Below are 12138 nucleotides of genomic sequence, written 5' to 3' on the forward strand. Positions count from 1 at the left end.
CATGTTCGACGTCAATGCTATCCGCGCGGACTTTCCGATCCTGTCGCGTCAGGTGAATAACAAACCGCTGGTGTATCTGGATAATGGCGCTTCGGCGCAGAAACCTCAGGTCGTTATTGATGCGGTGACCAAAGCCTATGCCGAAGAATATGCCAATGTTCACCGTGGGTTGCATTACCTTTCTAACCTTGCGACGGATAAATATGAATCCGTGCGCGGGGTTGTGGCAAAGTTCCTGAGTGCCGCCGACGAAGATGAAATCATCCTCAATTCAGGCACCACCGAAGGCATCAATATGGTGGCCTATTCGTGGGCCGCGCCGCGTCTGCAGGCGGGCGATGAAATCGTTCTGTCGATCATGGAACACCACGCCAACATCGTGCCGTGGCATTTCTTGCGCGAACGTCAGGGCGTTGTGCTGAAATGGGTTGAAACGGATGCCGACGGAAACCTTGATCCCCAAGCGGTGATTGATGCGATTGGCCCAAAAACCAAACTGGTTGCGGTCACGCAGGTGTCGAACGTGTTGGGCACAATTGTTGACGTCAAAACCATTTGTCATGCGGCCCGCGAACGCGGCGTGCCCGTATTGGTCGACGGTAGCCAAGGCGCCGTTCACATGCCTGTCGATGTTCAGGACATGGGCGCAGATTTTTATCCGATCACGGGCCATAAACTTTATGGTCCATCGGGGTCGGGCGCGATTTACGTCCGCAAAGAACGTCAGGCCGAAATGGTTCCATTTATGGGCGGCGGTGACATGATCAAAGAGGTCGGCCGCGACACGGTTATCTACAATGATCCCCCGATGAAGTTCGAGGCCGGCACCCCCGGGATCGTCCAAACGATTGGGATGGGCGTTGCGCTGGATTATCTGATGCAGATCGGCATGGAAAACGTGGCCAAACACGAAGCTGACCTGTGCTCTTACGCGAACGAACGCCTGCGCGGTCTGAACTGGGTGAATATTCAGGGCAATCCAGCGAACAAGGCGGCGATTTTCTCGCTCACTTTGAACGGCGGCGCACATGCGCATGATATTTCGACGGTGCTGGATAAAAAGGGCGTCGCGGTTCGTGCGGGCACCCATTGCGCGATGCCATTGATGGACCACATGGGCGTCGGCGCGACCTGCCGCGCGTCGTTTGCGATGTACAACACCAAAGCCGAAGTCGACGCTTTGGTCGACGCGCTAGAGTTCTGCCACGAACTCTTTGGTTAACAAATGGGCAGGGCGAGCGAAAATCCTCGCCCTCCGCGCTGCCTTTGGCATTGCAGCACCGCAGAGGGGCGGATATAGAACCCTTAGGCACCCGTAGCTCAGCTGGATAGAGCGCTGCCCTCCGAAGGCAGAGGCCACAGGTTCGAATCCTGTCGGGTGCGCCATACCTTTCTGGTAATTTATTTGAAAACAATAGGTTAGCAAAAAGAGACCCCCGTAGGACGTGACACACAAGGTGACACATGAGTTCGAACTGGGTCGAAATCGGCATATTGATGATCAAGATAAAGTATGTGGAATGGCGTAATGGCGTCGCGTACTACAGGCGACGTATCCCTGAACATCTTCAACATCATTACGTTAAAGGCAAAACAAAGAAGGCCCAGATCTTTGAATCACTGGGAACACGTGATTTCGAAGAGGCAGCTGTTCGTGCCCAGCGCAAGACAGATGCGTTAAATCGTGACTGGGAGATTCTTGGTTCTGATGCAGAGCAGACCCGGAGAGACCGTCTAGCGGCCCTGAAGCTGCTAAAGAGGCTTGGGGTAAGGTTGGGTGAGGCAACGTTACCTGATCGCTGTGAGCCCGCCCTAGAGCGCCTAGAGGATCATTTCATCTACACGATATACGATGAGGAGAGTGGGCAGCTAGACTACTCCAGATTGCCCCCAGATGGACGTATTGCTTACGATCTGGCCTATCGTGATCGCAAAGAGAACGCAAAAATTCTAACGCCAACCTTCTCGGAATGTGTGGAGCAATATCTGAGTTTGAAACCTGATCGTAGGAATGACGCTCAGTTCCATAGTTCGGTAAAGAAATTCATGGCGCTGAACGGTGATTTGCCAATCGATCAGTACAGACGTCCAGATGCTCGGGCGTTCATCGATAGTATCCTTAAAGAAGGGAAAAAGTCGGCCACAGTGAAACGTTACTGTGCCCAGGTCAGACCTGTGTTTGCCATCGCCATCAATGAATTGGAGGTGGAGATGAAAAATCCGTTTGAAAAAATCACCATCCCCAATCTCAACAATGACTCGAAGGAACGGCCACCGTTCGAACTATCTCAGATTAAGGCCATCCAAGACAAATGCCTAAAGGTAGGAGATGATCGGCGTCTTCTTTTGGCTCTGCTTTCCGATACAGGGATGCGTTTGAATGAAGCGGTCGGATTGAATGTTGAAGACGTTTTCACAGAGGGCGAAACCCCGTTTGTTCAAGTTACTCCTAATGAACGAAGACGGCTTAAAACAAAGGATTCTGAACGAAAGATCCCTTTGGTCGGGGCTTCTTTGGATGCGTCTAAACGACTTCTCGCAACGCGTTCAAATGGCCCACTTTTCCCAACCTTGGTCATAGACGGTGGGACAAAGGCAAACGCTCAATCCGCTTTGCTCAAGAAATGGCTGTTGAACGCAAACTTATGCCGAAAAGATCAGAGCTTACATAGTTTCCGTCATTCCCTCCGAGACCGGCTGCGAAATGCTGGTGTGCCTTTAGATGCTGCCCATCGCATTGGTGGTTGGTCGAACCCAGGCGTCGGAGAAGGATACGGTCGAGGGCATGACCTAAAGGTTTTGTATAACTACATGCAGCAGATGATTGACTATGAGCAGGAAATCGAAATCTGAGAACCGCTTTGTACCGGCTGAGGTAAAGGCTCAGTTGAACACAGCAAAAATGGCAACGTTCAAACGCATACCGTTCACAAAGGAGGCGGAAGCGTTCGTTGATGCCTTGTATGAACAGGTAAGCAAGTTCGAACTAGAGACCGATCTTAGGAAACGTAGGAGGCGCTCTAAGGACGCTCAGTCGTTCAGGGTGGCATTGGGTGCCATGATGGGTGACTTGCTCATCAGCGCCTCTCATATCGCCTCTGGGGGCTATTTCTATCGCTCTCAGGAGAAGGGCGCCCTAAATGCTACAAAGGTGACCTATCCCTCGTTTCGGCGTCTTGTGGACGTCTTGGAGCGATTGGAGCTGTTAGAGAAGTTCAACGGCTACATGGTGCATGATCGGTTCGATGATGATGATGCTGCCATGGCGCTATATGGCAAAGCAGGAAGATATCGAGCAACGAACCGGCTCATCCAACTGGCTTCACAGTTTGGGATAGAGGTTGATGAAGCAGTAAAGCATTTCATAATTGATCCCAAGGATCGATCTAATCTGGTCGAATGTCGTCCCGCAGATAAGCGAAAGATCCACATAGAACAGACCGGAGAAAATCTAACGCTTCTTACCAAAGCTCAGGACGAAATTGCCCGTATCAATGAAATCTACGCCAACCATACCTTTGGGCCGATAGATCAACCACGACTTCGGAGGATCTTTAACAATGCTGACTTGCCTGGATTCAAGATGGATCAAGGCGGACGGTTGGCTAGCATGTCTGCTGATGATTGGATGAACAACAAAGAGGTTCGATCTAAGGTTAGAATTGATGGCGAGGGAGTTGTTAAAATTGATATTTCTTCGTGTCATTTGACCATTGTCTACGGTCTTCTTGGGTTCGACTTCGATCCGACAAACGATCCTTACCATATCGAAGGTATCCCAAGGGAAGTCGTAAAGCAGTATGTAACTATGCGTCTTGGGTTAGGTCGTAGACCACTTAGATGGAGGCAAGGTGCAGCCAAGCTCTTTAAAGAAAATACTGGCGTTGATTGGACAAAGAAATTTAAAATCAAATATCTACACGGCTTTGTTGAACAGGAAATGACGGTCTTCTTGGAGGCTGAGGAGGTTGGAATTACCTCTGTCAACTTGCAGTACGAAGAATCTGAAATACTCATTTCTACTATTCTTGACCTTGGTGAGAGGTTCAATGTGGCAGTCTTACCTATTCACGACTGCTTAGTCGTACCCAAGTCCAAACTAGAATTGGCTAAAGATAGACTTGGGTTCCATTTCTTTAGTCGGACTAAAGTACATCCAAGGATTACCTTAGTGGGGTAAGGAATATGTATAATTATACATCCACCTACAGGTTCACCTTTGAACACAAGTGACTATAGATGCACTAGAGGAGGACCAGGGCAATACTATGACACGTAAGAGGTTTTCCCAGTTCCTGCTAGGTTAACTTGGCTGATCTAAGTATATGTTATGGCAGTAATTTTGTTCGTTGGTACTCATGGGCCCTTAAGTATTCTTGCCTAAGTTGACCTAATCGTATCTTATATTAGCGTTCTTCGTTCAGTGTAATTTGGTTAGGTAAATCAATGGATACAAAGCAGATTTTAAACCGTATCCAGTCGATTTTCGATGTTCCGGTTATGCAGAATAACTTTAGGGGGCTCTGGGTCGAAATGATGGTGTCAGAGCTTCTTGGTCCCAACTGGACGCATGTTGGCACTGATTGGATGGCATGGGACATTGAGCGATCTGATGGGCGTAAAATTGAGGTTAAGCAATCCGCTACCCATCAGTCATGGGGTACTTCAGTATCCGCTCCTCGTTTCAGTATCACTGCTCCCAAGGGGTACTATCCGGATGGCAAGACGTATCAGCTAAACCCTTCGGGAGAACGGTTGGCTGACCTCTATATCTTCGCCTGGCATGAGGGTGATGATCAAAGGATTGCCTCTGAATGGCAGTTCTATGTTGTCCCAGCGAATAATTTTCCAGAGCAACAAAAGTCGATTGGTCTTGGCGGGATCAGGGGATTAACAACGATGGTGACTGCTGACGATCTTCTAGGTCAGGTCGATAAATTGCTGCTTGAAATGTCATAGCTGCCAATTGGTTCGACGGCATGTGATAGCAACGAGAGCACTGGGTATTGAGATTCCTAGTTGAACTAAAGTGCTCAGGAGTTGCACAATTCGGGATGCTCTTGTTTTTAGGTAATGGGGTAAACGTGAATAAACAGTGTGGCCTTTGTGGGCTGTGGTTGGAGCGATCTAAGTTCGAAGGTGGGGCTAAAGACTGCTCTGATTGCCGTAAGATCGAAAACTCTCGTCCCGCCCGAGGAAAAGCCCCCATTGAACAAGCTTTGACCCCAAAGAATGCCAAGCGGCAAGCGTTGGCTAAAGTGCGTGAGAAGAACGAAGCCACTGGTGAAGCCCACGAGCTAGATCACGTGATCCCAATTCGATCAAAGGTAAAACGAGGATCGGACGATTGGGTTCTCATCTGTGGATTGGACATCCCAACAAATTGGCAAATCCTTCCTAAAGGCGCCAACCGCAATAAATGGATGCGATTTAGTAAGTCGGATTGCAACGCCGAAGAAGAGCGTTTGGTAGAATGGTCTCATGGTAGTTCACCACGGCATAAAAGAATGCCTTCAGATTAAGACAATGTGTTTTTGGGTAAACACTGCTAACAACTGGTTAAAAAGGGCGGAATGCGGAAGTTCGCTGCGGGCGAGACCGCATCAAAAAATAATGCTTGAAGCCGACATTTGATGAATGCCTAGCCTAGAAGGCTGGGTGCTCTTGATCTCAGCCTCTCGACTGGGCCAAAAAATAGTGGTGGCCTTTCTTGAGAGTAGCTCCGCATCAATTCCAGCCGGTAACGAAATTCCTGCTCATGGGCTTCTGTTAGTGCACCTATGGGTTGATTCATTGCTTGCTCCTTCATCAACCTGAAGTTATCCATTGTGTGGATTATTCTAGTGTGATGCCTATAGAATGCGTTACGAGATAGCAATTGAGGCTCAAGACCCGACTGTGGCAAAAAAAAGAAAAAAGACCGCAAAAAACCCAATGCATGCAATGATCCGCCGAACAGGCGGTTCTCCGACCGCTCTGAACCACGTATTCAAATCTTCTTCAGTAGCGCAATTTCGGAATGTACTCGAATGGAGTTATCCTAGGTATAGATCGCAAGTTTTCTTTTGCGGCTTAGCGCCTAAATTTTCATCTCATCTTGCAAAGTGGATGGTCTTCCCATTCGACAGCCCGAGTGAAGCTCTAGGTTGGATATCGGTGATGGGAGACTTCAAGTCTGATGAAATCCGGCAGTATAATCAATTCGTTATTTCGGTCGAGGGGCTTGGTGAAAGCTTTGACGAGATTTTGGAAGAAGCTGAAATTCTGACATCTGATGCAATGTTGAGCTACTCGGGATTGAGCACGGTTCTGTTCGCATTATCTAAGTCCAAAGGTCTGGAGGCCCAGAGAAACTGGATGGTCGAAAATCTGTATGTAGCAAGCGGATCGCTGGCCAATGTTCTCTTCTATTTCATGGGCCTGGCGGGTGAAAGTGGCCGTGATCCAGAAGACATACTGGGAACCATGTATGCCAATCTATTTGTTCACATCGATGACCCTGAATTCGTCAAGCTGATAAGCTACCTGTTGCTCAATTCACCGGTTGATGTTTCGGAGTTCTCCGAAATTGCCCAGCTTATGGCCAATCAGCCGATTGTAGATCAATATGACCTCGCTGCGAACGTCATTTGCTCCAACTATTATCTGTTTGCTGGCGCCGAGGACGAAAACCTGGAACGCTTCTGGAATTTTATGGTTGTCACGGGGGACTGGAGAGCAGCGGGGATTTCTTTCCTGCTCGAAGACATAGCGGTTCAGCACATACTCTTACCTTTGTCTGATCAAAACTCAGAGCGTTTTTTTGACGATCAACTAAGCGTGGTAAATGACGCACAATTTAACGAACGGGAGTTCCGTACTGCTCTTGCAAACAGTTTCTTTTGTTCGCAAAGCACGCCTAGCGCGTATCTAGCGTCATCAGCATACCTATTGAAGGGCGCTAATTCGATTGAGGAGTTTCAGAGAGGTGTTGCGCGCCGAGAAATTGCTCAAGCACACAATTCTCAGCAAACACCAACTCAGGCAGGCAGGAAGAAAGTACCGCTCAAGTTTGACGACCTGTTGATTGAGTTGAGAAAGGCTCAATCTCAGCTTGAGAAACGTGAGATCTTCAGATTGACGAGCTTGTGCGGAATTGAAGAAGGCCGCGTCTTTGATGTTCTGATTTGTCTTTACGAGATCACGCAGACAGATAGGAATGCCTACACCTACTTCCCGACAAATTTGTTTTTCTCCAGATGTAGTGAAGATGAAGTGATAGAAGCTTCAACTGATTTGCGCGTCGCCGTTGCAATTTCACGAATTGAACGTGACCTCTACAATGAAGGTGAGAGCGTTCTTTATCTTTCCGTAGAGAGAATTTTGGAGGATATTGGAGCGCTTAAGCCGAGTGAGCTAGTCGCTGAGCAAGGTGAAGTTGCAGACTTCCTGTTCGAGGCTTGCACTCTGGAATGTCTACGGCAGAGTCTTGAGTTTGTGTCCAGGCTGGAAGTCGAAGAAGAGCGGATTGAGATCCTTCGGAAGCTAGCGGAAGCTGATCCCGAGCTGCGAGACAAATATGAAGATGAAGCGCAGGCAATTATTGGGCGGCAAACTGTCGATGAGCTTCTTCAGCGCTATGAAGTTGGGAAGATTCACTGCGACGAAAAAGCGATACTTGCTTGGGCAAAAGAAGAGTTGGCTGCAAAATTCATTCGCCTGCAAGATTTTATTGCAGAGGACCTTTTGCCCGTTGAACGAGGTGCTGAACTGGAATTTCTATCTCACATCTCGACTGGGAAAGATGGTGCTTTTACATTCAAAGTTCCTAGCAGTGAAGCGCTTAGCATCGCGAGTTCAATCATCATGGATCTGGCAAATAAGTACGCACTTGATCCAAGGCACGGAATAGACTCGTATTTGAGTTTGGGTATGAGGCATGGCGAACTTGAGGAGCATTTAAGGGCGCCACTTTCGACGAGGCAGCTTCTGACTGTTAAAGGTCCCACCGGATACGAAGAAACGGATTTTTGGTGCCGTACTTTTCACCCAGTGGTGGGCACCAAGATCGGCCAAGTGATCGCCCGTTTCTCCGAGAAGTATAATGAGACGCTAAAGTTCATTAAAGATGAGTACATTCAGGTAAATCGCGATGAAAAGCCGAACGGAATAATTGACCTTGAGTGGCAGCAGATTGAAACTCTTTCTTTTTCTTCGACTTTTGCCAAAGTGGACTCCATTGACAGACTACTTGAGGAGTTTTCACCTTTTTATTGGGCCGCCGTAGAGCGGAAGCTGGTACCTGCAAGGCGTAAAGTAATCACAGAAATTGGACCAATTTTGCACGCATTGCTCAACGAGCTTCAAAGAGAGGTTGAATCAGAAACGGGGATTCCCAAGCTTGGGCCATTCACCGATGAAATAACCCGTGCACGTTCAGATTTGGAAACCGCGCTGAAAGAGCTAGCATCGTGGCACAATGTAGCGCGCTCAACGGATACCGAGGCAATCGCCCTAGCGGACATTATTTCGGCCGCACATCGGATCGTTGCCAGATTGCACCCGCGATTTACTCCCCGCATTGAGGTAACGGGCGATACTAATGTCTCTCTGATTTCATCACTTCATGGTTTGATTGAGGTGTTTAAAGCCCTTTTCTTCAATGTCTTTGAGCATTCTGGTTTGGACAGCCCCCGAATCTTTGTTGAAATTGACGCTACCGACAGCGACCAACTCGTTGTGGAATTCTCTAGTTCCCTTGATGACGTTGAAGCAGGGGAAATTGCTGCCAAACTAGCGAACGAGCGGATCCGTACTGGAGAGTATGAAGCGAGGCTTCCGAAAGAAGGTGGATCTGGCCTCCCGAAAGTAGCCCGAGCCACTGTCAAGGATGGTAGGCCGAACACTGTAATTTGGGTTGATCCGAAGAGATCGCTTTTCAGTGTACTGATGGCTTTCAATTTACTGCACTTGTAATTCCGGGGGATGTAATGAAGATTCTTCTTGTTGAAGATAATCTGGCTAAGAGAGCTGCAATCAGCAGTTTTCTCTCGAAAGAGTTCCCTGAAGATACTCTTGAAGAGGCAGACTCTTTGATTTTAGGGTTGAGGTTCGCCAGAGATTTTGAGCCAGACTTCATCTTGTTGGATATGTCGCTGCCAAACCATCCGCCAAAGGATCGAGGGTCGCATGCAACGGATATGCGTCCGTTCGCCGGAACGGAGTTTCTCCGCCGTGTGAAGCGTATGAAATTTCCAACCAAAGTTTTGATAGTATCCATGTTTGAAACGTTCGGAGTGGCCCCAAACCTAACAACCTTACAGGGGCTTAGCCAAGAAATGGCCGAAAAATATCCAGAAATCTATCTCTCTGCCATCCACTACTCGACATCAGAGGACGAATGGCAAACGCATGTGAAAAAATTCCATCAATCCATTAAGGCAGAACAATGAAGATACTTATCGTAGACGACAACAATGATAAAGTGATGGAAGTCGTGAGTGTAGCCAAGGATGCTGGCGTGAACGAAGGCGCAATCGCAGTTGCCACTACTGCTGCAACTGCGATGAGGGCACTCAAGAATGAATATTTTGATCTATTGATCGTAGATCTGGTTTTGCCACTACGATTGGGAGAAGCTCCGGAAATCGGGGGAGGGGTTACTCTTTTAAAGCAGATACATCGTTCGAATGATGTTCAAGCTCCTGAGGCAATTCTTGGGCTGACTGCTGATGAGGAAGCGCTGAATTCTTCACAATCAGATTTTTCCGATCATCTTTGGAGTGTAGAGTTGTCGGGGCCTAGCAATGGTCAGTGGAAACTTAAGTTGCAGCAGAAAATTCAACACTTAACTGCTCGGGAAAACCAGCGTGCAGGTATGTCCCTTGAGAACAAGGTGGACTGTGACGCCCTTTTTGTTTGCGCTCTAGCGTCACCAGAACTAGAGCAGCTGCACATAGCTTCTGGAGTGAAGTGGGAACAAGTCACATTTCCTAGCGATCCAATTCTGTATTGGAAGACGAAATTGGACGTCGAGGACCGCAAGGTAGAGGTTTATAGTATTTGTCTACCACAAATGGGTTTGGTCTCAGCTGCGACAGGTGTATCTCAGGCAACTCGAACACTATCACCGAAAGTTGTCATTATGACTGGTATATGTGCAGGGCGAAAGGGTGACTGTAGTCTTGGCGATGCGATAGCTGCGAACATTACTTGGGACTATGGAAGTGGAAAATTTGTACAGGATGATGACGGCGAAGTTGAATTTGAACCAGCTCCAGTTCAATTAATTTCGGACGCAACGATTCAGCGCAGTGTCACTTCCATAATTGCGGACGATATGAAGCTAAGGCAATTTTACGGTGATTGTCCAGGGTATCGGATCAGCAATGTTCCTACACTGCACATAGGCCCAATAGCTTCAGGAGCGGCGGTTCAGAACCACAGAGAGTTTTTTAACGGCGTGGCGGACCAGAACCGAAAAATTCTAGGTGTTGACATGGAAGCCTTTGGGGTCGCTTGGGCCTGCCATCAGAGCATTGAGCCCCAACCAAAATGGCTCATCGTAAAAGGTGTTTCTGACTTTGCTGATGGATCCAAAGACGACAATGTGCAAAGCTTTGCGTCGTTCATAAGTGCCAAAATTGGCTTGGAGGTGGCGCGCAGTATGGCCTGATCGTCCCTTGACGCCGGGTTAGGTGGAACAAGTGGTTTCTACGCTACTTGTCGAATGACAACGAAGCGAAAGAGTCGAATAGCAATCAGGGTTTTGCTTCTCCAATTGCCAGTGTCACTGACCGCAAAGAGAATGAGGGCATTGAACTCTTTTCAAAGGTCCACCGAGTTGCGCGACGCACGTGGGGAATTATGAATAGCTGGATTGTATGACGGGCGAATGACCGGTTCGGTGAAGCTGCGCCGCGGTGTCAATTATGCTGATGAATGGCAGCAATGGGCCGAAAGTATCATAGCGCCGGATTGCATGGCCTTGATCTTGTTTTTCCACCGATATCTATCGTTGGCCGTGCATCTCTTTAATAAACATTTCGGAAAGCTGAGAATAACAATAGCAATAATAAACCCCCACTTTTTTGAAGTGACTTCAGCGAAGGTATACCCCCCCCTTTGGGGCGCTAGATCTTAATCGAAGTCTTGGCACTTAGGTGACACATATGGTGACACACAGGAAAAATGTAAAATTTCGGGATATGGTTAAGTTATTGCAAAGTATGGGTTTTGTGGCGTATGCTTGATCTACGAAAAGCAATATTCGTCCTGTCGGGTGCGCCAAACCGCGCTTTCACGCCGATGGAATGTCAAAGTCGATTGGCGCCAAGTTGAATCCCGAAAATTGAAAACCAGGTGACACGGTGCAGCCGACCAGGGTCCAGGCGCCTGTTGTTTGGGCGGCTTGCCAGAAACCTGTTGGAACGACGTATTGTGGTGATTGGCCATCGAATAAATCGGGGCCAAGTATGTGCTGTTGTGCAGGTCCGGCGTCTGTTGCGGAAATCGACAGGACCAATGGTGCGCCGGCGTAATAGTGCCAGATCTCTGCCGCATCTACGGTGTGCCAATGGCTACGTTCGCCGCGTTTTAGCAGGAAATAGATGCAGGTGCCTGCTGGGCGGCCTTCGCCTTCGGTAATCCAAGTTTGGCGGTAATGCCCGCCTTCGGGATGGGGGGCTAGGCTGAGGTGCTGGATAATTTCGTCTGCTGTCATAGTGACAAAGCTAAGACAAATTCGATCAAACGCGCAAGCGGCGGTGTTCGGCGGTGACGCAAATCGGTTTGATCACAGCGGGTTATGAGAAAGTCCGATAGCGCAGGGAACTTTCGACGGTTTGGCGTGTTTGTATTTCAACAGATTGATTTTAGGAGACTTTAAATGACCCGCGCACTTATCCTTAGCCTTGGTCTTGCAACTTCCGCGATCGCGGGCTGCACGATGGACTCTGATGCCCGTACTGTGGCTGGCGTTGCAGGCGGCGCCGCAGCTGGTCTGATCGCAGCTGACATTCTAGAGGCGGATGACGATTGGCGTCTGATCGCGGCGCTGGGTGGTGCTGCGGCTGGTACGATGGTTGCCCAGAACACTGCATCGCAACAATGTGCGTATGCTAACGGGCAGGGCGGTTACTACACGGCGCCTTGCTAACA

10 protein-coding genes and 1 tRNA gene are annotated in these 12138 nt (G+C 48.7%); 10 read left to right on the forward strand and 1 reads right to left on the reverse strand.

From position 1 onward, the window contains the following. Window position 1: 1 nt before the first annotated feature. The 9 genes from ACXAGA_RS13625 (at window position 2) to ACXAGA_RS13665 (ending at window position 10654) form a co-directional block, all read left to right on the forward strand. Window positions 2–1222 (forward strand): cysteine desulfurase, encoded by a 1221-nt coding sequence (locus ACXAGA_RS13625; RefSeq protein ID WP_475118025.1) that lies wholly within the window; start codon window positions 2–4, stop codon window positions 1220–1222. Between the two features lie 87 nt (window positions 1223–1309). Next, window positions 1310–1386, forward strand: a tRNA-Arg gene (locus ACXAGA_RS13630). A 78-nt stretch (window positions 1387–1464) separates the two neighbouring features. Then, window positions 1465–2853 (forward strand): tyrosine-type recombinase/integrase, encoded by a 1389-nt coding sequence (locus ACXAGA_RS13635; RefSeq protein ID WP_475118026.1) that lies wholly within the window; start codon window positions 1465–1467, stop codon window positions 2851–2853. Then, window positions 2831–4180 carry a hypothetical protein gene (locus ACXAGA_RS13640; RefSeq protein WP_475118027.1) on the forward strand — a complete coding sequence of 450 codons (1350 nt, stop codon included), beginning with the start codon at window positions 2831–2833 and terminating at the stop codon, window positions 4178–4180. The genes ACXAGA_RS13635 and ACXAGA_RS13640 overlap by 23 nt, the downstream gene beginning before the upstream one ends. A 266-nt stretch (window positions 4181–4446) precedes the next feature. Next, window positions 4447–4959, forward strand: a complete 513-nt coding sequence (locus ACXAGA_RS13645; RefSeq protein ID WP_475118028.1) for a hypothetical protein — start codon at window positions 4447–4449, stop codon at window positions 4957–4959. A gap of 95 nt (window positions 4960–5054) precedes the next feature. Further along, window positions 5055–5522: a hypothetical protein gene (locus ACXAGA_RS13650; protein ID WP_475118029.1), complete on the forward strand. Its 468-nt coding sequence runs from the start codon at window positions 5055–5057 to the stop codon at window positions 5520–5522. Window positions 5523–5859: 337 nt separating this feature from the next. Further along, window positions 5860–8955, forward strand: coding sequence for a hypothetical protein (locus ACXAGA_RS13655; protein WP_475118030.1), 3096 nt, complete (start codon window positions 5860–5862; stop codon window positions 8953–8955). Window positions 8956–8969: 14 nt separating this feature from the next. Beyond that, window positions 8970–9431 (forward strand): response regulator, encoded by a 462-nt coding sequence (locus ACXAGA_RS13660; protein WP_475118031.1) that lies wholly within the window; start codon window positions 8970–8972, stop codon window positions 9429–9431. Continuing rightward, window positions 9428–10654, forward strand: coding sequence for a 5'-methylthioadenosine/S-adenosylhomocysteine nucleosidase family protein (locus tag ACXAGA_RS13665; RefSeq protein WP_475118032.1), 1227 nt, complete (start codon window positions 9428–9430; stop codon window positions 10652–10654). Before ACXAGA_RS13660 ends, ACXAGA_RS13665 begins: the two co-directional genes overlap by 4 nt. Window positions 10655–11278: 624 nt before the next feature. On the opposite strand, the gene ACXAGA_RS13670 is transcribed toward ACXAGA_RS13665, so the two are convergent. Beyond that, the gene (locus ACXAGA_RS13670) at window positions 11279–11701 is read right to left on the reverse strand and encodes a cupin domain-containing protein (RefSeq protein ID WP_475118033.1); all 423 of its coding nucleotides are present in this window, start codon (window positions 11699–11701) and stop codon (window positions 11279–11281) included. 165 nt (window positions 11702–11866) lie between these two features. Between ACXAGA_RS13670 and ACXAGA_RS13675 the strand changes: the two genes are divergently transcribed. Then, window positions 11867–12136, forward strand: coding sequence for a glucose-6-phosphate isomerase (locus ACXAGA_RS13675; RefSeq protein WP_475118034.1), 270 nt, complete (start codon window positions 11867–11869; stop codon window positions 12134–12136). Window positions 12137–12138: the final 2 nt, after the last annotated feature.

It is taken from the genome of Marivivens sp. ABH4_498 (assembly GCF_056160585.1).